19 protein-coding genes and 1 pseudogene are annotated in these 24338 nt (G+C 32.9%); 14 read left to right on the forward strand and 6 right to left on the reverse strand.

The annotated features are described in order from the left end of the window. Window positions 1-58: 58 nt before the first annotated feature. The 3 genes and pseudogenes from ACM591_RS03210 (at window position 59) to ACM591_RS03220 (ending at window position 4360) form a co-directional block, all read left to right on the forward strand. Window positions 59-604 (forward strand): annotated as a pseudogene (locus tag ACM591_RS03210) (tubby C-terminal domain-like protein). A gap of 212 nt (window positions 605-816) precedes the next feature. Next, a complete protein-coding gene (locus ACM591_RS03215) occupies window positions 817-2598 on the forward strand; it encodes an ABC transporter ATP-binding protein (protein WP_029378245.1) in 1782 nt (593 codons plus the stop codon). Beyond that, window positions 2591-4360 (forward strand): ABC transporter ATP-binding protein, encoded by a 1770-nt coding sequence (locus ACM591_RS03220; RefSeq protein WP_038679146.1) that lies wholly within the window; start codon window positions 2591-2593, stop codon window positions 4358-4360. The genes ACM591_RS03215 and ACM591_RS03220 overlap by 8 nt, the downstream gene beginning before the upstream one ends. A 163-nt stretch (window positions 4361-4523) precedes the next feature. Here the strand turns inward: ACM591_RS03220 and ACM591_RS03225 are convergent, their stop codons facing one another. Then, complete coding sequence (locus ACM591_RS03225) at window positions 4524-4802, reverse strand: GNAT family N-acetyltransferase (protein WP_029378247.1); 279 nt, start codon at window positions 4800-4802, stop codon at window positions 4524-4526. Between the two features lie 174 nt (window positions 4803-4976). On the opposite strand from ACM591_RS03225, the gene ACM591_RS03230 reads away from it, so the two are divergent. Further along, window positions 4977-5957: a metal ABC transporter solute-binding protein, Zn/Mn family gene (locus ACM591_RS03230; RefSeq protein ID WP_418354422.1), complete on the forward strand. Its 981-nt coding sequence runs from the start codon at window positions 4977-4979 to the stop codon at window positions 5955-5957. A gap of 94 nt (window positions 5958-6051) precedes the next feature. Here the strand turns inward: ACM591_RS03230 and aldA are convergent, their stop codons facing one another. Next, a complete protein-coding gene (aldA, locus tag ACM591_RS03235; protein ID WP_135059152.1) occupies window positions 6052-7503 on the reverse strand; it encodes an aldehyde dehydrogenase in 1452 nt (483 codons plus the stop codon). Between the two features lie 210 nt (window positions 7504-7713). Here aldA and ACM591_RS03240 point away from each other — a divergent pair, with 210 nt between their 5' ends. The 5 genes from ACM591_RS03240 (at window position 7714) to ACM591_RS03260 (ending at window position 11476) form a co-directional block, all read left to right on the forward strand. Next, window positions 7714-8145 carry a MarR family winged helix-turn-helix transcriptional regulator gene (locus ACM591_RS03240; RefSeq protein WP_225489479.1) on the forward strand — a complete coding sequence of 144 codons (432 nt, stop codon included), beginning with the start codon at window positions 7714-7716 and terminating at the stop codon, window positions 8143-8145. Window positions 8146-8214: 69 nt separating this feature from the next. Next, complete coding sequence (mhqE, locus tag ACM591_RS03245) at window positions 8215-9171, forward strand: ring-cleaving dioxygenase MhqE (protein WP_326026664.1); 957 nt, start codon at window positions 8215-8217, stop codon at window positions 9169-9171. Between the two features lie 80 nt (window positions 9172-9251). Beyond that, entirely contained in the window at window positions 9252-10151 is a 900-nt protein-coding gene (locus tag ACM591_RS03250; protein ID WP_038679140.1) for a VOC family protein, read from the forward strand. A 30-nt stretch (window positions 10152-10181) separates the two neighbouring features. Continuing rightward, window positions 10182-10772, forward strand: a complete 591-nt coding sequence (gene mhqD / locus ACM591_RS03255) for a methylhydroquinone degradation carboxylesterase MhqD (protein WP_038679138.1) — start codon at window positions 10182-10184, stop codon at window positions 10770-10772. A 146-nt stretch (window positions 10773-10918) separates the two neighbouring features. Continuing rightward, window positions 10919-11476: an isochorismatase family cysteine hydrolase gene (locus tag ACM591_RS03260; protein WP_325996900.1), complete on the forward strand. Its 558-nt coding sequence runs from the start codon at window positions 10919-10921 to the stop codon at window positions 11474-11476. An 88-nt stretch (window positions 11477-11564) separates the two neighbouring features. On the opposite strand, the gene ACM591_RS03265 is transcribed toward ACM591_RS03260, so the two are convergent. Both ACM591_RS03265 and ACM591_RS03270 read right to left on the reverse strand, forming a co-directional pair. Further along, window positions 11565-12980 carry an anion permease gene (locus ACM591_RS03265; RefSeq protein ID WP_029378255.1) on the reverse strand — a complete coding sequence of 472 codons (1416 nt, stop codon included), beginning with the start codon at window positions 12978-12980 and terminating at the stop codon, window positions 11565-11567. A 244-nt stretch (window positions 12981-13224) separates the two neighbouring features. After that, window positions 13225-14274 carry a hypothetical protein gene (locus ACM591_RS03270; RefSeq protein ID WP_225489480.1) on the reverse strand — a complete coding sequence of 350 codons (1050 nt, stop codon included), beginning with the start codon at window positions 14272-14274 and terminating at the stop codon, window positions 13225-13227. 308 nt (window positions 14275-14582) lie between these two features. On the opposite strand from ACM591_RS03270, the gene ACM591_RS03275 reads away from it, so the two are divergent. Beyond that, the gene (locus ACM591_RS03275) at window positions 14583-16382 is read left to right on the forward strand and encodes a cation:proton antiporter (RefSeq protein WP_029378257.1); all 1800 of its coding nucleotides are present in this window, start codon (window positions 14583-14585) and stop codon (window positions 16380-16382) included. Between the two features lie 168 nt (window positions 16383-16550). Here the strand turns inward: ACM591_RS03275 and ACM591_RS03280 are convergent, their stop codons facing one another. Beyond that, a complete protein-coding gene (locus tag ACM591_RS03280) occupies window positions 16551-18503 on the reverse strand; it encodes a fructose-1,6-bisphosphatase (RefSeq protein ID WP_029378258.1) in 1953 nt (650 codons plus the stop codon). Between the two features lie 501 nt (window positions 18504-19004). Between ACM591_RS03280 and putP the strand changes: the two genes are divergently transcribed. Further along, on the forward strand, window positions 19005-20561 hold the full coding sequence (gene putP / locus ACM591_RS03285) for a sodium/proline symporter PutP (RefSeq protein ID WP_029378259.1): 1557 nt from the start codon (window positions 19005-19007) through the stop codon (window positions 20559-20561). Window positions 20562-20834: 273 nt separating this feature from the next. On the opposite strand, the gene ACM591_RS03290 is transcribed toward putP, so the two are convergent. Further along, entirely contained in the window at window positions 20835-21443 is a 609-nt protein-coding gene (locus ACM591_RS03290; protein WP_038679133.1) for a DedA family protein, read from the reverse strand. 243 nt (window positions 21444-21686) lie between these two features. Here ACM591_RS03290 and ACM591_RS03295 point away from each other — a divergent pair, with 243 nt between their 5' ends. From ACM591_RS03295 to budA, 3 genes are all read left to right on the forward strand, one after another. Further along, complete coding sequence (locus ACM591_RS03295) at window positions 21687-22964, forward strand: MFS transporter (RefSeq protein ID WP_029378261.1); 1278 nt, start codon at window positions 21687-21689, stop codon at window positions 22962-22964. Window positions 22965-23032: 68 nt separating this feature from the next. Next, window positions 23033-23323 (forward strand): putative quinol monooxygenase, encoded by a 291-nt coding sequence (locus ACM591_RS03300; protein WP_029378262.1) that lies wholly within the window; start codon window positions 23033-23035, stop codon window positions 23321-23323. A 200-nt stretch (window positions 23324-23523) separates the two neighbouring features. After that, entirely contained in the window at window positions 23524-24222 is a 699-nt protein-coding gene (gene budA / locus ACM591_RS03305; protein WP_038679130.1) for an acetolactate decarboxylase, read from the forward strand. The last annotated feature ends 116 nt before the right edge of the window (window positions 24223-24338 follow it).

A 24338-nucleotide genomic window follows, 5' to 3' on the forward strand; every position in this document is an offset into this window, starting at 1 on the left:
ATGGTATTAAATAGGGTATAACGTTATGACGAAAAATACATAGATAGGACTGTTAAATATGACACACTATTATTTCAAAGAAAACTTTTTTAATGCTTCAAAGTCTAAAATAGATATATACGATGATAATGGGGAAGTAACTTTTGAATTACAATTATTTTATAGCTCTATGGGACAAGAAGCGATGGCATTATTGGGGAACAATAAACAAAACTTTGAAATCACAGATGGCCATGATACCTTTCGGATTTTACAAGAAAGAACGTTTAGTGGTGCTATTAAAACACCATTTAAAACAGTTTGGCAAGTAGAAAAGAATGGTAAAAAAATTGGAATATTCCGCTCTAAAATGGGATTTAAACCTTCTATGCAGTTCGAAGGTGATAAAGGAGATATATTAAAATTCCAATCAGGATTCTTTTCAAGAAGTGTTAAAGTATCTGATGGCAATAACTAGTTGATGCAAACTAAATCAGAAAGGTTCAAATTAGCTTCGAGACATGATTTGTATATTGAAACTAAAACATATCATCCAGCAATGCTTATTATGCTATTTCAAGTTTTTTATGAATTTCAAGAACAACAAAGAAGAAATTCAAATTAACTTTAACGAAATTGGATTTAGTGTAAATGATGTACTTTCAACTTGAACTTAATAACAGAAGACTGAAACCTGAAATCTATGTAAAAGCGCTAGATTTTAGGTTTCTAATTTTTTATGGAATTGTAAGCGAGATTAGTGTGTAAAATATCTATTTTATTGACATATGGTAAGATATAAGGACATAGATAAAAAAGTTCATTGGGGGTGATGAAATGAAAGTATTTTGGAAATTGGGATGGTTTTTTAAACAGCAGAAATTAAGCTATATCATTGGGTTAGGGACATTATTTTTAATTGCACTAATTGAAATCGTGCCACCACAAATTATAGGGCGAGCGATAGATCAAATGACAACAAATCAATTAACAGCTAAGTTATTAATCGTTTATTTAGTTATATTAGTTGTAGTTGCCATATTAACTTATGTACTTAGATATGTATGGAGGTTATCCATATTTGGAACGAGTCAAAAACTAGGACAAATATTAAGGACATATCTTTTCAAAAAGTATACAGATATGAGTGCTATATTCTTTCAAAATAGACGTACAGGAGATTTAATGGCTCATGCCACAAATGATATACGTGCTGTACAAAATGCTGCAGGCGCTGGGATTCTTATGATTGCGGATTCATTGATAACAGGGGGGACCGTGATTTTAACGATGGCTACAACAGTAAGTTGGAAACTTACATTGATTGCCTTGATACCCTTACCATTTATGGTGTTATTAACAAGCTTTTATGGATCGCTTTTAAGTAAAGGATTTAAAAAGGCTCAAGCTGCTTTTAGTAAATTAAATGATAAAACACAAGAAAGTGTTGCAGGTATTAAAGTTACTAAAACATTTGGCTATGAATCCAGTGACCAAGCGGACTTTAAAGATTTAAGTGATGATGTAGTTGATAAAAACCTTAAAGTATCTAAAATAGACGCATTATTTGATCCAACAATTACGTTAGTCATTGGTATGAGTTACTTTTTATCTATCGTGTTTGGAGCAAAAATGGTCTTTCATGAAGAGATAACATTAGGACAACTCATTACGTTTACGACGTATTTAGGAATGTTAGTCTGGCCGTTATTGGCATTGGGATTATTTTTTAACATTGTGCAAAGAGCAAAAGCTTCTTATGAACGTATAGAGGAAATCGGAAACTTACCTAATGGCATCGATACACAATATAAAATTGATAAAAGTCCTCGAGGTGATATTCAATTAAATATCGATCATTTTAATTTCCCGGGTAATGATAAGCGAGGGGTATATGATATTAATTTTACAATCAAACAAGGCACAACCGTAGGTATTGTTGGTCGTACAGGTTCTGGTAAGAGTACATTGATAAGACTATTGTTGAGAGAGTTTGATACCAAAAATGCACAAGATATAACATATGGTGGTTATCCGTTGCGTGACTATAAAGTTGAGTTATTAAGGGAGCAATTTGGTTATGTGCCGCAAGAACACTTCCTATTTTCTACTACGATTCGAAATAATATAGCGTTTAGTAATGAGAATATAGAAGATGAGCAAATATATGAAGTAAGTAGGTTGAGTCATATACATGATGATATTATGAATTTTACTAATGGTTACCAAACCGTTGTAGGCGAGCGAGGCGTATCATTATCAGGTGGACAGAAGCAACGTGTTTCTATAGCAAGAGCTTTATTATTAAATCCTGAAGTACTGATATTGGATGATTCATTATCTGCTGTTGATGCACAAACTGAAGAGGTGATATTAGGTAACTTGGAACGTTTGAGAAAGAATAAAACTAATATCATAACAGCGCATCGTATGAGTGCCGTGAAACATGCTGATCTTATTATTGTTATGGATGAAGGGGAAATAATTGAACGTGGTCATCATGAATCATTAATGCAACAACGTGGCTGGTATTATGAAACTTATCAAGCACAAGCGTTACAAGCCAAGTTGTCGAGAAACTTAGACAATCTTACGAAAGGGGATGGTGAAGATGACTGAATATGAACACGCTAACTTAACGGCTAAAGACCAAGGAAGTGTGATAATAAGGTTATTTAAATACACATTACCCTATAAGTGGATTATTGTTTTAGCATTCTTAACATTGATTATATCAACTGTTGCCAGCATGATGACGCCCTATATGGTAAAAATATTTATTGATGATTATTTAATGCCACAAGACTTTCCGAGGAGTGCTATGATTTGGCTCATTGTGATTTTCTTAAGTGTACAAATAATTGGGGCGTTAACACTTTATTTTAGCCAATATCTCTTTCAATATTTAGCATTTAAAGTGATACAACAATTGAGGATTGATGCTTTTAATAAACTAGGGAAATTAGGCATGAAGTATTTTGATGAGGTACCGAGTGGTAGTATTGTCTCACGACTAACAAATGATACGGAAACAATTGTAGACATGATTGTGGGAGTGTTCTCAACTTTTATTATGGCATTATTTTTGATGATATCTAGTTATATCATGATGTTTGTATTAGACATCAAATTAGCTTTAATAGCGCTTGTCTTTTTGCCGATTATTTTTGTTATTTTGTCTACTTATCGTAAGTATTCAGCGTATTTATTTTCAAAATCAAGACAGCGTTTATCTGATTTAAATTCAAAATTAGCAGAGTCAATTGAAGGCATGAAAATTATACAAGCTTTTAATCAAGAAAGACGATTAAACAAAGAGTTCAATGAGATTAATGACGAACATTATCATTATATGTTGAAAACAGTGAAACTAGATAGTTTACTGTTAAGACCGGCTATTAGTTCTATCTCAATCTTTGCTATTGTAATGATTCTTGGTTATTTCGGTGTAATTAGTTTTACCACTGGCGTGACAGCAGGTGTAGTTTTTGCATTTATTCAATACATGGAACGCTTTTTTGAACCAATTAATCAAGTTAGCCAAAACCTAAATGTTTTACAGCAAGCACTTGTATCGGCCAGCAGAGTTTTTACGTTAATCGATGACGACACTTATGAACCACAACAAAATGAAATTGAATCAAATCACATAAATTCAGGGAAAATAGAGTTTGAAAATATTAGTTTTAGTTATGATGGTAAGACAGATGTACTAAAAGATATTAATTTTACTGCAAATCCTGGAGAAATGATAGCACTTGTTGGACATACGGGATCTGGTAAAAGTTCAATCATCAATTTATTTATGAGGTTTTATGAATATCAACGAGGAGATATTAAGATAGATGGACATTCTCTCAAGACAATACCTAAATTAGAATTAAAAGAAAAGGTTGGCTTAGTATTACAGGATGCATTTATCTTTTATGGATCTATAGCGTCTAATATAAAATTATATCATCCTACAATGACGTATGAACAAGTGAAGGCAGCGGCAGAATTTGTTTATGCTCATCGCTTTATTGAGCAACTACCTGAACAATATCAGCACAAAGTAATTGAAAAAGGTAGTGCTTTTTCAAGTGGTCAAAGACAGTTAATTGCATTTGCTAGAACAATTGCTACGGACCCTAAGATTTTGATTTTAGACGAAGCAACTGCCAATATTGATTCTGAGACTGAAGAGCAGATACAACAGTCATTAAATGAAATGCGTAAAGGTCGCACGACGTTAGCGATAGCTCATCGTTTGTCTACAATTCAAGATGCAGATCAAATCTTTGTTTTGAATCGGGGAGAGATAGTTGAACGTGGTACGCATGAACAATTAATTACGCAAAAAGGGATATATCATAATATGTATTTACTTCAAAATGGTTAACGCTTTGTTCTAAAAGATAGTAGTATATTTATATTTAACATAATAAAAAGGTGAAACTAGGACATTTATTTCTGCTTAGTTTCACCTTTCGTTTGTATGCAAATGAAATAAAGACATGTCGAACGAATCAAATATTAATGCTGTTTGATTTGAAATTATAGCTTTATCCAGCGTATACATCTTGATATTCATCATTTTTTTCAATCACGTCTTTAGCAAATGGGCAACTAGCAACAACTTTTAAATTGTTTTCACGAGCATAATCAACTACGGATTTTACTAGTTGTGAACCGATACCTTGGCCACCTAGTTCTTTAGGAACACCAGTGTGATCAATATTGATTTGATTATCTCCTTGAGGTTGGAAAGTGATTTGTGCTTGTGGATTATTTTCGTCGTCACCGATATAAAACTTGTTTGAACCTTGTTTAATTTCAGCCATACTATCTCTCCTATTTATAAGTCATATATATTAAATATCACATTTTAATGAATGTTAAACAAAACGAGTCTTGAATAAAGAAAAAATATTAGTAGATTAAGTAAAAACCATTGAAATATCATGAAAATAAGTTTATAGTTTTAACGGAATAATTTCGATTTGGAGGGGCGTTTTTTGAGAAAAAGTATAATACTCATTATGGCATGTGTAGTTGTTGTAATGTTAAGTGCATGTGGCAATATCAATAAAGGCGAAAACAAAGACGTCAGTTCAAAAAATAAACTTAAAATTTATACTACAGTATTTGCGTTTCAAAGTTTTACAGAACAAATAGGCGGTAAATATGTAGATGTAGAATCTATCTATCCGCCAGGTGCTGATATGCATACCTTTGAACCGACCCAAAAGAAAATGGTCAACATTGCAAAGGGTGATTTGTTTATTTATTCTAACCAAGAAATGGATCCAGTTGCTAAAAAAATCGCAGGTTCTATTAATAATAAAGATTTGAAATTAGCATTAGCAGCTAACTTTACACATGACGATTTAGTTGTAAATCATGAACATGAGCACGAGCATGAAGGGCATGAACATGCTCACGAAGAGGAAGGACATGAACATGAAGAGGGTAGTGAAGACCCACATGTTTGGCTAGACCCAGTACTTAATAAAAAAATGGTGAAATCGATCAAGGATGATTTAGCAAAAAAAGATCCTCAACATAAAGATTATTATGAGAACAATTATAAGCAAGTTGTTAACGATTTAGATAATATAAACCAGAGATTAACTCAAGTTACGGAGCATCCAAAGCGTGACACTGTAGTGATTTCTCATGATTCTATTGGTTATTTAGCCAATCATTATGGATTTAAACAAGAAGGTGTCAGTGGTATGAATAACGAAGAACCTAGTCAAAGAGATTTGATGGATATCGTTAACAATATCAAACAGACTAAACAACCTTATGTACTTTATGAACAAAATATTTCATCTAAAGTTACCGATGTAATACAGAAAGAATCTAATTCAACGCCATTAAGTTTTCACAATATGGCAACACTTTCTAAAGAAGAAAGCAAAGAGGGAAATATTACTTATCAATCCTTAATGAAACGAAATATAAAGTCATTAGATAAAGCATTAAATGAATAAGATTAACAAACCCCTGAGACAGATAACGTCTCAGGGGTTTTTACTACTATTTGACTAAAAAGATAATTATTTTAAAATTTTCTATATCAAGTTTTTAATCATATCTTATATAAGAAACAGTTGTGTTGTAATATTCTTCTAAACCGTGTACACCATCGGCACCACCAATACCAGATTCTCTCCAACCTGCATGGAATCCGTTCACTACTTCTTCGGCTTCACAATTTGCATAGACTTCACCAAACTTAAGTTTTTCAGTAGCTAACATAATTTCTTTTAAATTTTCAGAGAAAATAAAGGATGATAAACCAGCATTTGTATCATTAGCTTGTGCAATTACAGCATCAAAATCTTGATAAGTTACGATAGGTAGAACAGGACCGAAAATTTCATTTTTAAAAGCATCATCTTCAACGTTTACGTTATCTAAAATAGTTGGTTCATAGAAGAAACCAGAACGCTCTATCTTATGCCCTCCTGTAATTAAAGTAGCGCCATTTTTTATGGCATTTTGTACTTTTTCATCGATACTATCAAGTTGTTGTTGATTAATAATGGCACCGTAATCAGTTTGTTTATCGAATGGGTCACCTACTGTTAATTGTTCCATGCTAGCTTTTAATTTATTTACAAAATCCTCGTGAACGTCCTCGTGCACAAAAATACGTTCAGGGCATGTGCATACTTGTCCAGCATTATTGATTCTGGCAGTAACGATATAATCAACGGCTTTGTCTAAGTTCGCATTAGGAGTTACTAGCACAGGTGCATTACCACCCAATTCTAAATTAACTTTTTTAACTGTATTGGCGCTTTCAGCATACACTGATTTACCAGCTCTCATACTACCTGTAAGTGAAATGAGTTGGATATCAGGGTGTTGTGCTAATTGAGTACCTACTGTTTCTCCTGTACCAGGAAGTATTTGCACAAGTCCTGCTGGTATTGTTGAATCACGAATGAGTTCTGCAATTTTCAGTGTAATTAATGAGGTCGCTTCACTCGGTTTAATTATTACAGAACAACCTGTGATTATCGCAGGAATGACCTTTCTCATTAATACCATAATAGGCGCGTTCCATGGAACGATGCCTGCGGTCACACCTATTGGCTTTTTAGTTAGTAAAATGGTCTCGTTCTCTCTAGTATTTTGTAAAACTTCCCCTTTATTGTTCATACTTAAGCTTGTCATATAATCAATAAATTGTATTGCTTTATCTATTTCACCTTTTGCAGATGCGAGCGTTTTACCTTGTTCTTTAACATATAATGTTGCAAGTTCATCTTTGTTTTTTTCGAGTAGGGGTATTAATAACTTAACGTGATCTGAGCGAGCAGGTTCTGGTGTTTGCTCCCATTCTAGTTGGGCATGTTTAGATTTAGCAACTGCATCGTTCACCTCGTGCTCAGTAGCAAATGTTATTGTATCTATTTTTTCTCCGGTTGCAGGATTGATTACGTCCATAGTGTCTGTTGATTTACTTTCGATAAATTCATTGTTTATAAATAATTGATTCAATGTTTGACACCTCCACACTCTATGCATACCACTGATAATCACTATGAAAACGAAATACTTTATTTTTCTAAGAGTAAATGATTGTAGTTAATAATGAAATTAGGAGCAAAACAGCTTATTAGAGGTTACTCAGGACTTATTGATATAATTTTTATACTTAAACGTTTGACTTATTGAAAAATGGGAGTTATAATTTATCTCGAATTCGAAATAAAATTCAGGAAGTTGGTGAATTCTATGGATCGTACGAAAGAATCTTTAAATTCGTTTGTTGGCTTAAATAGAACGGTAGATCATTTAATGAAGATTGTTAAGAAGGATGTCCAAAGGCATGGCTTAAATGTAACTGAATTTGCAGTTATGGAATTACTTTATAACAAAGGCGACCAACCGATACAACGTATTGGTAATAGAGTACTTATTGCAAGTAGTAGTATTACCTATGTTGTCGATAAACTTGAAGAAAAGGGATGCGTCAGTAGGCAACGTGATGAACAAGATAAACGTGTGACGAATGCATCGTTAACTAAAAAAGGCTATGCAATGATGGATGAAATTTTTCCTGATCATGCTTCAACATTAGAATCAACATTTTCTGTATTAACTAATGATGAATTAACTGTATTGCAACAAGCTTTAAAAAAACTGAGTGCTCAACCTATAGAATAGTAGTAGCACTTAAAATTTTAAATTAAATTACTTCGAAATCGAGATAAAATAATAAAGAGGAGTTTTACTATGACAAATAATCAATTATTAGGAATTCACCATGTAACAGCTATGACAGATGACGCTGAAAGAAACTATAAATTTTTCACTGAAGTCTTAGGCATGAGACTTGTTAAGAAAACAGTCAACCAAGACGATATATACACTTATCACACATTTTTTGCAGATGATGAAGGTTCTCCAGGTACGGATATGACCTTCTTTGATTTTCCTGATATTCCTAAAGGTGCACCTGGCACAAACTCAATTACACGCCCATCATTCAGAGTACCTAATGACGCGGCTCTTGAATATTATGAACAACGTTTTAATGATTTTGGAGTGCAACATGAAGGAATTCAAGAGTTGTTTGGTACAAAAGTATTACCATTTGAAGAAGCAGATGGACAAAGTTACCAACTTGTATCTGATGAACATAATGAAGGCGTTGCACCTGGTAAACCATGGAACAAGGGCCCAGTACCGAATGATAAAGCGATTTATGGTTTAGGACCTATTGAAATTACTGTAAGTTATTTTGAAGACTTTAAGAAAATTTTAGAGGAAATTTATGGTATGAAAGCAATTATTGAAGAATCAGATGTAGCAATTTTAGAAGTTGGCGAAGGCGGTAATGGCGGCCAAGTTATTTTGAGAAAAGATACTGAAGGTCCTGAAGCGAGACAAGGTTATGGTGAAGTACACCACGTATCATTTAGATTGAAAGATCATGAAGCAATTGAACAGTGGTTAGAAAAATATAAAGCAGCTGGCATAGGTAATTCAGGTTTAGTCGATAGATTTTACTTCGAGGCGCTATATGCACGTGTTGGTCATATTTTAATAGAAGTATCAACAGATGGTCCTGGATTTATGGATGATGAACCATATGAAACGTTAGGCGAAAGTTTAGCGTTACCACCATTTTTAGAGTCACAACGTGAGTATATTGAATCAGAAATACGTCCGTTTAACACTAGAAGATAATTAGTTAAGGTCATGATTAAAAAACAAAATTATATTGAAAATATAATAATAAAACAATTAGAAAGTTAGGAGGGAGTAATATGGAGGCAATTCAACATATCCATCATATTTCAGCAATTGTAGGTAACCCTGAAGAAAATATAAAATTTTATAGAGATATATTAAACTTGAAACTAATCAAGAAAACGGTAAATTATGATGATCCTTCAACTTATCATTTATATTTTGCGAATGATTCAGTAGATAATGGCACAATCATTACTTTCTTCAACTGGCCAAATACACACAAAGGACATATTGGTAACGGGCAGGTAGAACGTATTGCTTTCAGAGTTCCAAAAGGATCTATAGAGTCTTGGGCACAGCATTTAGAAGTAAATAAAATAAAAACAACGACTACGCAATTATTTGAAGCTAAAACATTAGAGTTTGAAGATATACACGGATTGCCGCTAGCATTAGTAGAAGATGATAAAGTGCAAAGAGACCAACAAGCCATTATAGGTTTTCATGGTGTCACACTATTATCTTCAAACCCACAAGAGACAGTAAAAACATTGACAACTGATATGGGTCTGGTTAAAACGAACGAAGATGAAGCATATATTCATATTGAAACGCAAGGTAAGTGGCGTCATCATGTTATAGTGAGAAAACAAATTGCTGACACAAACGTTCATTGGGGAGTTGGCGTCGTGCATCACATTGCCTGGTCAGTGCCAACAAACCAAGCACATCTTGATTGGCAAGCTTATATGAGTAATAAAGGTTATCTCGTAACAGAAGTTAAAGATCGTAGCTATTTTAATGCAATTTACATGAAAGAACATGGTGGTATTATCTTTGAATTTGCAACAGAAGGTCCTGGGTTTACAATAGACGAACCATTTGAGCAATTAGGTCAACAGTTAGTATTACCGCCACAGTATGAAGATAGAAGAGAAGAGTTATTACGATTATTACCACAGATACGCATTTAACATTAATGATGAAAAAGGAGATGAAAATTTATGGAACATATTTTTAGAGAAGGTGAAGCAAACGCACCAACGTTCATTTTATTACACGGTACTGGCGGAGATGAAAATGATTTAATACCATTAGGTCAAGCGCTTAATCCTAAATACAATATTCTCAGTATCAGAGGTGAAATTTCTGAGAATGGTATGAATCGTTTCTTCAAAAGACTTGGAGAAGGAAAATACGATTTAGAAGATTTAGAATATCGTACTAATAGATTAATCTCATTTTTAAAAGAAGCGTCTGAACGTTATAGTTTTGACCTATCAAAAGCAATACCTGTTGGATTTTCAAATGGTTCAAACATCGCAATCAGCATGATTTTACATCCGGACACATCTTTTGAAAAAGCTTTATTATATGCGCCATTATACCCAGTAGATCTTGTTAATAACAAAGATTTAAGTGACATGAATGTATTGCTTTCAATGGGGAAAAATGATCCGATTGTTCCTGTTGAAGCTAGTGAAAATGTAATCACTATCTTTGAAAGTCGTGGTGCTCAAGTAGAACAAGTTTGGGTTAATAGTCATGAATTAACACAAGCAGGTGTAGCAGCAGGACAATCATTATTAGATTAATAAAATAATAAGTCATCGACATTATACATTAGTGCAGTATGATGTTCGGTGGCTTTTTTTATATGAGTTTAATTTGAGTAAGTGATTAAAAAATCATTTATAATGTTTGTTGAATACCCAATAGAATAAAAAGGTGGAATTAATAAATGCGGAATCGCCAAGCGCTTATTGTCATGGATATGCAAAATGGAATAGTGAGTGGGTTAAAACAGAAAGATAGCGTTATACATTTTAATAAACAAGCAATCAATTTTGCTCGTCAGCAAAATATACCGGTCATTTTTATACGTGTTGCATTTACAGGAGACTTTTTAGAGGTTTCACCTAATAATAAAATGTTTGCACAAATGAAAGCTAATAGCATAGCGATGAATAAAGTAGATGAAGAGACACAAATTATTGACATATTAGGACGTCAAGCACATGAACCACTAGTTACAAAACATAGATTGAGTGCATTTACAGGCAGTAATTTAGAAGTGTTATTGCGTGGACTACAAGTAGAACACCTGGTTTTGACTGGAGTAAGTACTAGTGGTGTTGTACTATCAACGGCTACTGAAGCGGCAGATAAGGATTATAAACTGACTATATTATCAGATGCTATAACCGACCAAGATGAAGAAAAACATCAATTTTTACTCAATAAAATTTTAACAAGATACGCTGACATAATAACCACAGATTTATGGACAAGTAAATAACTTAATTAAAAAATCCCAAGTCATCGTTTGTGACGCCTAAACATAAGTAATTATGTTTAACGTGTTTGACATGACTTGGGGTTAAATATTACATAAGGCCGATGAGTTTCATCCACAGTGATCCAACGCCTAACCATACTATAAAATAGAAGAAGGCAAGTATTGCATTCATAGTCCACCAGCGATTTTGTGAAACATAGCCAGCTGAATATAGGATGGGTGCGGGGCCACTACTATAGTGTGTTGTAGAAGCCATTAGATTTCCGAAGAAACCTAACATTAATGCGCTATATAATGGTGGAGCTCCCGTAGCGATAGCTACACCGAGTAAGGCTGAGTACATTGCACTAACATGCGCGGTTGAGCTCGCAAATAGATAATGTGAATAGAAATAAAAGAGTATCAAAATAATTAAAACGATTGGCCAACTTAAGCCGCCTAAACTACCTGATATCGATTCACTTAACCAAGGAATAAAGCCGAGTTCATTGAGTTGATTTGCCATCATCACTAGGATTGAGAACCAAACTAATGTATTCCATGCACCAGTCTCTTTAAGGATATCATTCCAAGTGAGAACACCTGTGATGAGTAATAGTGACAGTGCGATAAAGGCAGTTAAAGTGGCATTAATATTTAAAGTACTACCTAGAATCCAAAGTCCAAGTGCAATAATAAAAATTGCAATCATGAACTTTTCACTTTTAGTCATAATACCCATATCAGTGAGTTCGTTTTGTGCCCATGACTTGGCATTTGGTGTTTCCTTAATTTCTGGTGGATACATTTTGTAAATTATAAGTGGTACTAGTATTAACGAAATAATACCTGGAATTAATGCCGCTAAGAACCAGTTCATCCAAGTGATATCAACACCTTGATGTTTTGCAAGAGATTGTGCAAGTGGATTACCAGCCATAGCAGTCAAAAACATAGCTGCGGTAATTAAGTTACCATGAAATTCTGTAAAGATAAGAAAAGCACCCATTTTACGTTGTGTACCATCTTCAGGTTTTGAACCAAATGAACGAGATAGTGCGTTGATAATGGGGAACATAATGCCTCCTGCTCTAGCAGTGTTACTTGGCGTGGCAGGTGCAAGTATTAAATCAACACCGATGAGTGAATACCCTAGGCCAAGGGTTTTCTTACCGAATAATTTAACGAATTGCAATGCAATACGTCGTCCCAAACCAGTTTTCACAAAGCCTCTAGAAATGAAAAAGGCCATTGCAATTAACCAAATACTACTATTACCAAATCCCGCTACAGCAGTATCAATTTTAACCGTATTAGTTAACACAGTTAATGTAAAACCTATCATGGCGATTGCACCTATCGGTAGTGGTTGTGTAATACAACCAATGATTGTTGCTACAAAGATAGCAAACATGTGCCAAGCAGCAGGGTCTAAACCATCTGGTCTAAGTGGTGTGAATAGCCAGATGATAATACCTGCAACGATAGGGAAAATAAACTTTTTGTAGTTAATGCCTTCGTGCATTAGAATCATCTTCCTTTACGTATGATTGTGATAAAAAAATAGTAATATAGAAATGAGAAATATAATTTATAGTGCCCATATATTTTCTTATCCTATTAATTTATTATAAATTTGTCATAATAATTATAATTATGACAATACATATTGTAAAGTTGGTGTTAAATAGATGAATCTTTTGAAAAATTATAATAACGTTTTATAGTACGGTATTAAGCATAAAGTCGCCATGTAAAATTAAATGTGTCTATTTTCGTAATATTCCTTTTACCAAGATTGGTATTAATAGAATAAAACCAAATACGCCCATAACTGGAAATACTTTGCCTATTAATTCAATAAAACCAATAAATGTTGTGGCAAATGTAACGATTGTCATCACAATGATTAGTCGATAATAAGCTTTACTATAAGGAGTAGTGAATCTTGAAGCGAAAGCATACATAAGACCAACAACGGTATTATAAATTACCAATACCATTACAATCGACATAAAAAATCCAATAATTGGAGAAATATGTTTTGCTAACAATAACGAAGGTAACGCAACACCTGTAATTTGAGTAAATTCAGTAATCATACCTAAGTTGAGCATTAAGAGTAAGAAAGTGATGATGATACCGCCTAATATACCTCCCCAAATTGTTGATTTCTCAAATTTTAAACGCCCCCCCATAACTGATAAAAAGCTAAAAGCGGCGGCAATTTGTAGACTGCCGTAATTAATAGCATCAAACCACCACCATTGATCTGAGCGACCTTCACTGTTTGCATAATGATGTGCAGCATTGAAGTTTAATTGACCTGTAGAAAAATAATATATAGCAATGATTGTAACAATAATCACTAGAAATGGTGTGACCATACCTAAAACAGTAATAAGACGATCAAATTTTAAGAACAGTGTTAGTAAAATAATGAGAACTAAAATTAATGAACTTAATACATAAGGCATTCCTGTACTTTCGTGAATTGTTGATGCGCCACCAGCTGTCATTATCATAGCTAGCGCAAATAAGAATAATGTCAAAATAATATCGAATACTGTTGCGATAGGACGCGGTAAATAGTGCTTAATTGGTTCAGTATGATTATGAGAGCGTAGAAGATAGCCAGTACGTAGTACAAAAACACCGCCAATTGTAATGATGAAGCCTGTAATAAACACACCATAAACACTAAAATTCCCATTACTTGTAAAAAACTGAAAAATTTCTTGCCCGGTTGCAAATCCAGCGCCCACAACAACGCCAACAAATGCAAAAGCTACAATAATAATTTCCTTCAAGTTTGTCATAAAAGTTGAAATCCTTTCATTGTTTTAGATTATAAAATTTTTTAGAAAAGTATCACAATGAATCATTCTATATGAAAATAAAGTAAAATTAAACATTAAAGTTTATATAGTGAGTACAATTGTTTATATAGGGTGAACTTTCGGGAGCGAGATAAAGTAATAAAATAAAAGGAAAACACTTTTAGTGCGTTAAGATATAATTTTTGATAATATGTTTTCTTATTGCTTTATTTTATGCTTTAATTCAGTAGCTAATTACATAAAAATACCGGGTAATAAATATAAAAAATTGGGAGAGTGTGAGTCATGTGTCATTATTAAATTTACCTTTAACATTACTCATTGTTATATTTTTGGCATTGGGTATTTTTAGTCAATGGTTTGCGAATAGAATTAAATGGCCGTCTATCGTAGTTATGGCTATCGTTGGATTGCTTGTAGGACCAGTATTTGGTTTGATCAATCCACAAGAAAGTTTAGGAGAAGAAGTATTTAGTCCCTTAGTTTCATTAGCAGTGGCAATTATCCTGTTTGAGGGAAGCAGTAATTTAGATTTTCGTGAAATTAAAGGAATTTCTAAAGCGGTTATACGCATTATCACAATAGGTGCAATTATTGCTTGGATACTTGGGGCAGTCACGCTACATTATATTATTGGTTTTTCACTATCTATTTCGTTAGTGTTGGGTGGCTTATTTTTGATTACGGGACCCACTGTAATTCAGCCATTATTAAAACAAGCTAAAGTTAAAAAGCGTGTTGATTCAATACTAAGGTGGGAAAGTATTATCCTTGATCCTATTGGACCAATGCTTGCTTTAGGCGCATTTTATATTTTTCAAATTATAGAACAAGGGTTTGATTTGCAATTAATAGCTAAATTTATTATAAGTTTATTCATTGCAATTGCTATAGGGTTTGGTGCATCATACTTATTTATGTGGTTAATTAAAAAAGACCTTATACCACAAAATTTAATGCCACCGATACAATTAATTTTTATCTTATTAATTTTTTCAATATGTGATGAGATTTTACCGGAATCAGGCCTATTAGCAGTTACAATATTTGGTCTGATGATGGCGCGTATGAAGAGACATGATTTAATCTTTAAGGAATCAGATCATTTTATTGAAAATACATCATCGATCATGATTTCTACTGTATTTATATTAATCACTTCTTCGTTAACTTTAGAAGTATTAAAAAGTGTCATGTCTTGGAAATTATTTATTTTTTGTGCAATTATGATTATCTTAGTAAGACCAATTTCTATCCTATTGTCTACAGTAAACACTGAGATATCTAAACGTGAGAGAGCAATGGTGTCAATGATGGCTCCTAGAGGTATTGTTGTACTAACTGTAGCGCAATTTTTCGGTGGTTTATTTATTGAAAAAGGAACACCGATGGCAGAATATATAACGCCAGTTACTTTTGGCTTAGTGTTTATTACTGTTGTGATATATGGGTTTAGCTTTTTACCATTAAGTAAAATTATGCGTATATCTAGTACTGAACCACCTGGTATTATTATAGTAGGGGAAAGTGAATTTTCTTTTCATCTTGGAGCAAAATTAAAAAGTCATAATATACCAGTTATGACATTTAATTTATTTAGTAATACAACACAACGTTCAAAAGAATTAGGTTTTGAAGTTTTTGATGGAAACTTACTATCAAGTAATGATCGAATATACGCAGATATGACAAGATACAATAAATGTATATTGATGACACAATCTTTTATATTTAATAGTTTAGCATTTAATGAGTTAGTTCCAGAATTTGGTTTGAAGCATGTAGATATGATGCCAGTGTCGTTTAGCGATGAACATGAGCGTAGTAACCTAGATGGACCAATTAGAAATCATATTCTGTTTGATTGGAATTTCACGTCACGTTGGTTTAATCGTTATATAAGTGAACACAATATTTTAGAAATACCAGCGAAAAAACAAAATCAATTAACTAAAAATGATATGGTACTCTATCATATAGATAATAATAGTGTAGTAACATTTAAGCGTAGTAATCAACTTGTCTTTGAAGCTGAAGATGGCGTAATAGGCTATTTAAAAGATGCTTACTCACATCAAAATATATAAGAAGTGACAAAAAGTGAGAACATGTTCTCAGCCTAAACTGTCGGCAAAACATTTAGCTTTGTCGACAGTTTTTTTGTATGTTTTATAGAGGCTTCTTATATTCATAGAAAATCCGAGACATAAAACTATGTCTCGGATTATTTTATATATTCTGTTTTATGAGTATATCTAGTTTACAAAACGATCATGCATTAATTCTTTTAAAATATCAATCTGTGCTTGAATTTCATGCCCAGTATTTGTATCGCGAATTTTTTTACGTTGTAATTCTTTATCTACGACACGACGAATTGATAATTCATCAGCGCCGTTAAGCAATACGTGCTTTTTAGAGTTGAAGTGTTGATGGGCCACCAACTGCATACCAAACGAATTATAGAGTAGCGTATATCCTGCAATACCTGTTGTTGATTGATAAGCTTTTGAGAATCCACCATCTATGACAATCATCTTACCATCAGCTTTAATTGGGTCTTCCCCATCAATTTCTTTCACTGGTGTATGACCATTAATGATATGACCTTGTTCAGGATCTAGACCGAAGTCTTTTAGCATTTTTTTACACATATCTACATCTTCACGTAAATAATAATAAGGATTTTTAGTTTCTTTATGCGCTGTTTTATCTTTAATGAAATAGCGCTCAAATGTAGTCATTGCACGTTTACCAAATAGGGAAGAGTATTTACCAGTCCATAAATACCAAACTAAATCTGTTGCTAAATCATCTTGAATATCTTTATGGTCAAATGCTATTCGTACATACTCTTCGAAATGGTCTAATAAATCTCTGCCATAACATTTCACTCCATCAATCACCATTGATTCCATTTCGCCTTGTTCATCGACGGGAATGCAACCATGGATAAGTAAGTTTCCATTATAAGGTAAGTAGAGTTTACCTTTTTGCATAAGGAAAGTCATGTGACGTTTTAGCTTTTCAGATTGTTGAACTGATAATAATAATTTATCGATGACATCTGCTTCTTCATCAGTTAATTTGTTTGGGTCATTAGGATCAACTGTTTGGAAACAAGTGTGTTCTAATGGATATGTTTTTCCGTAAAGTGTTGCTTCATTTTTATCATAGTCAATTTTTTCTAATACTAAACGTTCTTCCATTTCAAATGCAGGTCGACGTTTGATAATTGGTGCTTCTAATTTAAATTGTATAATAGCTATAGCTTGATGGAGTTTAGTGATTTGTTCTAACTCTAACTCAGATAAACCTTCGGCATTTTTAGGACGGAAAGCTGGATTTGAGCCATCATAATACTTGTCGGCAAGTGTTAATAACGGTCGTAAATTGATTCCATATGCATCTTCAATAATATCTAAATTGTCATAACGTGCACAAATTCTAAGTAAATTTGCAAGGCAAACCTTAGACCCTGCATATGCTCCAATCCATAGTACGTCATGATTGCCCCATTGAATATCGACAGAAGGGTAGTCTATGAGTGTTTCCATAATTTTATCTGGCTCAGGTCCACGGTCGTATATGTCACCGACAACATGTAAGTGATTTACTACAAGATGTTGTACAGTGAAAGATAGTCCAATAATTAAATCATCTGATTGTTCTAGTTCTATAATTTGTTTGATTAACGTTTCATAATATGAGTGTTTATTATTATATTTATTACTTTTATATAATAATTCTTCAACAATAAAAACATAATTTTCAGGTAAAGATTTACGTAGTTTTGTCCGTGTATATTTTGATGAGGCATAAGTAATAAGTTTAATTAGACGGTTAATAGTCGTGATATACCATTCATTTAATTCTGATTTTGAACTAAAACTATTTTTAATGAGTTGTAATTTTTCTTCGGGATAATAAACTAAGGCAGAAAACTCATTGATCTCTTTACGCGTCAGCGTATCTTGGAAAATATCATTAATTTTTGAACGAACATTTCCTGAACCATTTCGTAAAACATGTTGAAAGGCATGGAATTCTCCGTGTAAATCACTAACAAAGTGCTCTGTCCCTTTTGGAAGTTCCAAAATAGATTCTAAATTGATGATTTCAGTTGCGAGCGCTTCTTTTGTATTAAATTGTTCAGAAAGTAAATCTAAAAATCTTTCTTTTACACTCTTGTCTGTTGAATTATGCATTATTTATGTCACTCCAGTTGAATAAATTTCTAAAGTATAAAAATAAAATAGTAAAACGCTTCCATTATATGTTTCTTATTGTAGCATTAAAATACAATCTTTTGTCTACTACTTATTATATTATGAATTTTAATTAAATTCGAAGATATGGATTGATTGTATAATCTAGTACGAAAAGATGTTTTATATGAATATTTAAAATAGCATAATTGAAGTGATATGATTTGATGTTACTCAAATATATTATTTTTGGTATTTATATAAATGTTGTGGTAAACATACGTTTTTATGAATGTTAAAAGAGGTATTTTTGTTTTAATCGTGTAATTATACTATTATAATTTGTTGGTGGCAAAATCTTTTAATATCAGTGTTTAGAGCGTGATATTTGGCTGTTATATATATAAGGTAACAAAAAATTTACGATTTATTGTTTAATTTGATGATTATTTTTGTATAATATATGCATGTAACAAAATTATAAGGGGAGGAGTTTGTTTCATGTTTACATTGGGGGCATCATTATCGAGCCAAGTAGATCCAAATTGGCAAACATATATTATGCTGAGTGCTTATTTTATTATTTTATTAGGCATAGGATACTATGGATTTAAACAATCTACGAGCAACGTAAGCGAATATATGTTAGGTGGAAGAAATATTGGTCCATATGTGACCGCATTGTCTGCGGGGGCATCTGACATGAGTGGTTGGATGATTATGGGATTACCAGGAGAAGTGTATTCAACTGGATTATCTGCAGCATGGTTAGCCATAGGTTTAACAATTGGCGCATACATAAACTATGTAGTTGTAGCACCTCGTCTTCGTGTTTATACGGAAAAGGCAGGAGATGCAATTACATTACCAGATTTCTTTAAAAATAGAGTAGATGATAAATCTAACCTGATTAAAATAATTGCAGGTGGAATTATTGTTGTATTCTTTACGCTTTACACTCACTCCGGAATGGTTTCAGGTGGAGTTTTGTTTGAAAGTGCCTTTGGATTGAATTATCACTTTGGTATGTTATTAGTGGCAATTATAGTTATTGTATATACATTCTTCGGAGGTTACTTAGCGGTATCATTAACAGATTTTTTCCAAGGGGTTGTTATGATAATTGCTATGGTAATGGTTCCGATAGTGGCTATGATGCAATTAAGTGGTCTTGATACCATATCACAAGCAGCAGAATTAAAACCAACAAATTTAGATTTATTTAAAGGAACAACATTTATAGGTATTATTTCTTTCTTTGCTTGGGGGTTAGGTTATTTTGGCCAACCACATATAATTGTTCGTTTTATGTCAATCAAATCTATCAAGCAATTACCGACAGCTAGACGTTTTGGTATAGGTTGGATGGCGATTAGCTTGCTTGGTGCAGTGGGTGTTGGACTGGTAGGTATCACATTTGTAAATAGTGGTGGACTAGAGTTAAAAGATCCAGAAACGTTATTCATTTTAATGGGACAAATATTGTTCCATCCACTTGTTGGCGGATTTTTACTTGCTGCAATTTTAGCTGCTATTATGAGTACAATTTCTTCACAATTGTTAGTGACATCAAGTTCATTAACAGAAGACTTTTATAAGTTATTTCGTGGTGAAGAAGCCGCTAAAGAACATCAAAAAGAATTTGTATTGGTTGGGCGTTTATCAGTTATAATAGTTGCAATAATATCTATATGGATTGCATGGTCGCCTAATGATACGATATTAAATCTTGTAGGTAACGCTTGGGCAGGTTTTGGTGCAGCATTTGGACCGTTAGTGCTCTTTTCGTTATATTGGAAAGGTTTAAGCCGTACTGGTGCTATTAGCGGTATGTTGTCAGGTGCAATAGTGGTTATACTATGGATTGCATTTGTTAAGCCATTAGGAGAAACAAACGATTTCTTTAATTTATATGAAATCGTACCAGGTTTTTTAGCAAGTCTGATTGTTACATTCATAGTCAGTAAATTGACTAAAAAACCACAGATCGATGTAGCTACTGATTTAGCTGATGTGCGTCGAATTTTAAAAAATAAAGATGAACAGAGTGAATCATAATTTAAAAAGGGGTTTAAATTATGACTAATACTCACATGTTCAGTGTAATGTAATAAGGGAGAAATTTTATATAGAACGTGAAATGCTAACTTCTAAGGGGGAAGTTAGCATTTTTTATGTCAAATATTGATGACGTTATGGAATTAAAGACATGAGTATGAAAAACGCTCTAGTCACAATGATTTTTATTGCTGCGACAAGAGCGTGAAAGTTTCATTACATTTAAGTGAGTTAAATTAGCCAGTTAATTTATTACGCTAAGTTGACTCATTCTTATTGGACGCGGTCTTTTTTGAAAAGTTTATAAACGACATAAATCGCCGCTAAAATAATAATGACATACATAATATAGGAATAGGTATGCAAACCATTCATTAATACATCCCAACTACCACTTAATAATTTACCTAAATAAATTAAAGCGAAGTTCCAAATGGTTGTACCAATTAATGAAAGAATTGTAAAAACTACAACATTCATACGATTGATTCCTGCAGGGATAGTAATGAGTACACGTAAGACTGGTATGAAACGACATATGAACACTGCAATGGCACCATATTTCTTAAACCAATCGTTTGCACGTTCAACATCTTTGCCTTTTAGTTTAATCCATTTCCCATATTTATCAACAAAGCGATATAAACGTGTTTCAGAAACAAGTCTACTTATATAGTAGAGCACAAGTAAACCTATCAACGATGCAATTGTTGAAATTGTAAAAAGTATAGGTATAGATAATCCTGATTTGACAGACATTAAACCAGCAAAGGTTAAGATAATTTCAGAAGGTATGAAGGGTAATATATTTTCAAATAATATTAATATTGCAATGGCAGCATAGCCCCATGTGCTAATAAAGTCGGTAAGTATTTGTTCCATAATTCTATGAATGGCTCCTTTAAAATCAAACTTTGTTAATTTTTTCTACATATTTAAGTATAATCTAAAATACTAAATTGTCCATGGAACATATGTAGGGCTCAAGTATGATATTATGATTGATTTTATTTAGTAAGGGAGAAAGTGAAAAAGTTCTTGTAAGCGATTTCATGTTGTGGTAATATCATTAAAAACAATAGGTCATATGATGACTGGATACTTAAGGGAGAAAGTTGGAGAGAAATGAAAGAAAAAAGAACAAATATTAGATGGTACTTTGCAATAGCATTTTTTATTATCGGAGTAATTGCTTATATGGACCGTTCTAATATATCTATAATTGCAGGGCCTATGATGGAAGACTTAAACTTAAATAAAACACAATTCGGTTTATTAGCATCATTCTTCTCATTAGGCTATGCATTGATGCAAGTGCCTTCTGGATTTTTGGCAGAAAAATTTGGGTCAAAAAAATTATTAACTATTGCACTTGTTTGGTGGAGCGCTTTTACGATTTTAACAGGTGTTGTAAAAAATCATGGTATGCTATACGCCGTGCGTTTCTTATTCGGTATTGGGGAAGCACCAATGTATCCTTCTAATGCTGTTTTTAATACAAACTGGTTTGCCAAAGGAGAGAAAGGGCGTGCGTCTAGTGCGTTGCTTGCGGGGTCATACTTTGGTCCTGTAATTGCTCCAGTAGTTACGATAGCAATTGTAAATATGTTTGGTTGGCAAGCGGTATTTTATATATTTGGTGCGGTAGGTTTTGTTATCGCTATATTATGGATAGTAATTGCTAAAGATTTACCAGAACAACACAAGATGGTAAATGAAGCAGAGAAAAATTATATTATTGAAAATAGAGATGTTATCAAGACAGAAAAATCAAACGCACCATGGAATATCTTTTTCACGCGTTTTAGCTTTTATGCGATAGCAGCACAATACTTTGTAGTACAGTTTGTAGTTTCATTATTTTTAATCTGGTTGCCTACATATCTTACGGAACAGTATAAAGTGAAACTTACTGATCCAGATATGGCTTGGGCAGCAGGCGCGCCTTGGATAGCGATGTTCTTACTTATACTTTGTGGAGGTGCCATTTCAGATAAACTGTTACAAAGTGGTAAATCACGTTTTATTGCCCGGGCATCAATCGCGATTATTGGTTTCTTAGTATTCTGTATCTCACTATTTATGTCTTTACAAACTGACAATCTAGTAGTTAATGTATTTTGGTTATCATTATGTTTAGGTGGTATTGGTATAGCAACAGGAATGAGTTGGGCAGCAGCAACGGATTTAGGACGTAATTTCTCTGGTTCAGTATCAGGTTGGATGAATCTTTGGGGGAATATCGGGGCATTGTTAAGTCCTTTATTAGCAGGTATCATGGTTGATATTGTGGGTTGGACAATGACATTAGAATTAGTGATTATTCCAGTAGTATTTGCAATTATTATGTGGTTCTTTGTAAAACCTGATCAACCTTTAATTATAGAAAAAGAAAATTTATAAAGTTTAATCATTTGTGTTTTTCGATTATCCCCTAGTATAATAATTATACTTATGAGGAGGAGAAAAATATGATTACTATTAATGCAATAATGAAAATTGACCCAGCTAAAAGAGAAGAATATTTAGAATTAGTAAAACCATTACTTGAAGGTGCTAGCACTGAGGAAGGTTCATTATTTTATAAACATTTTGAACAAACTGATGAACCTAATACTTTTGCCTTTATCGAACGTTATAAAGATCAAGCAGCTGTTGAAGCACATAATAATACTGATCACTTTAAAGCATTCTTTGCTAAAGTAAGTCAATATTTAGTCGAAAAACCAGACATTAGTATTTCTCAAGATCAAACAACATAAATAATTATTTGAAAATGTATTGAACTAATAAGAGAGTGGGATAGAGATCAAAGTTGAATTTTGATTTCTATCCCACTTTTTATCTTGGAAAAAATAAGCAATATACTGTTTTAATCATATTAATAAGCGTATAATTTTATGTTGCGGGTAATATAATAATGATTTTGATAGAGAAAAGTAGTTTTAGGAGTGTAAAAATAATGTTATATCAACATGGGACTTTAGGAACGTTAATGGCTGGTTTATTAGAAGGTACTGCAACAATTAATGAAATTTTAGAGCATGGTGATTTAGGTATAGGTACACTCACAGGCTCTGATGGCGAAGTGATTATTTTAGATAATCAGGCATTTCACGCAAATGAATATGGAGAATTCAAGGAGTTACATGGTGATGAGTTAACACCTTTTGCAACGGTCACACCATTCAAACCAGACCATCAATTTGATGTTCGTAATATAACTGATTCTGAAACATTATTGAATAAAGTACAACAAAAGGCTTTAAGCGACAATATTTTTATCGCTGTAAAAATAACAGGTAAATTTGAAATGGTACATGTGCGTATGATGCCAAAACAAGAGAAACCATATACGAGACTTATTGAATCTGCTAAGCGTCAACCGGAATTCACGCATGAACAAATAGATGGTACGATTGTTGGCTTTTATGCCCCAGAACTATTTCATGGCATAGCTGCTAGTGGCTTCCACTTACACTTTGTAGATGATCATAAATCAGTTGGAGGGCACGTGTTAGATTTTGAAATGAATCACGGCATAGTTGAATTGAGTAATATAGAGACACTAGAACAACATTTCCCAGTAAATAATCAAATATTCTTAGAAGCGGATATTGATTATTCAAATGTGGAAGAAGACATTAAAGAAGCCGAGTAGTAATAGTAAGAATTCATTTTTTAGTTCAATAAATTGAAAAATGTTTATACGAATCTCATCTAGAAGAATTTAGAAAAAGTGTTAAAATAGATGAGTAATGTATTTAATTAAACTAA

It is taken from the genome of Staphylococcus sp. Ze2 (assembly GCF_048568365.1).
Taxonomy (GTDB): Bacteria; Bacillota; Bacilli; order Staphylococcales; family Staphylococcaceae; genus Staphylococcus; species Staphylococcus xylosus.

Coding starts and splice junctions, on each gene's coding strand:
- mhqD (WP_038679138.1), top strand. CDS start 10,182: ATGGAACATATTTTTAGAGAAGGTGAAGCAAACGCACCAACGTTCATT.
- ACM591_RS03265 (WP_029378255.1), bottom strand. CDS start 12,980: ATGCACGAAGGCATTAACTACAAAAAGTTTATTTTCCCTATCGTTGCA.
- ACM591_RS03280 (WP_029378258.1), bottom strand. CDS start 18,503: ATGCATAATTCAACAGACAAGAGTGTAAAAGAAAGATTTTTAGATTTA.
- aldA (WP_135059152.1), bottom strand. CDS start 7,503: ATGCATAGAGTGTGGAGGTGTCAAACATTGAATCAATTATTTATAAAC.
- ACM591_RS03300 (WP_029378262.1), top strand. CDS start 23,033: ATGATTACTATTAATGCAATAATGAAAATTGACCCAGCTAAAAGAGAA.
- putP (WP_029378259.1), top strand. CDS start 19,005: ATGTTTACATTGGGGGCATCATTATCGAGCCAAGTAGATCCAAATTGG.
- ACM591_RS03295 (WP_029378261.1), top strand. CDS start 21,687: ATGAAAGAAAAAAGAACAAATATTAGATGGTACTTTGCAATAGCATTT.
- ACM591_RS03270 (WP_225489480.1), bottom strand. CDS start 14,274: ATGACAAACTTGAAGGAAATTATTATTGTAGCTTTTGCATTTGTTGGC.
- ACM591_RS03240 (WP_225489479.1), top strand. CDS start 7,714: ATGGATCGTACGAAAGAATCTTTAAATTCGTTTGTTGGCTTAAATAGA.
- ACM591_RS03220 (WP_038679146.1), top strand. CDS start 2,591: ATGACTGAATATGAACACGCTAACTTAACGGCTAAAGACCAAGGAAGT.
- ACM591_RS03215 (WP_029378245.1), top strand. CDS start 817: ATGAAAGTATTTTGGAAATTGGGATGGTTTTTTAAACAGCAGAAATTA.
- mhqE (WP_326026664.1), top strand. CDS start 8,215: ATGACAAATAATCAATTATTAGGAATTCACCATGTAACAGCTATGACA.
- ACM591_RS03225 (WP_029378247.1), bottom strand. CDS start 4,802: ATGGCTGAAATTAAACAAGGTTCAAACAAGTTTTATATCGGTGACGAC.
- ACM591_RS03290 (WP_038679133.1), bottom strand. CDS start 21,443: ATGGAACAAATACTTACCGACTTTATTAGCACATGGGGCTATGCTGCC.
- ACM591_RS03260 (WP_325996900.1), top strand. CDS start 10,919: ATGCGGAATCGCCAAGCGCTTATTGTCATGGATATGCAAAATGGAATA.
- budA (WP_038679130.1), top strand. CDS start 23,524: ATGTTATATCAACATGGGACTTTAGGAACGTTAATGGCTGGTTTATTA.
- ACM591_RS03250 (WP_038679140.1), top strand. CDS start 9,252: ATGGAGGCAATTCAACATATCCATCATATTTCAGCAATTGTAGGTAAC.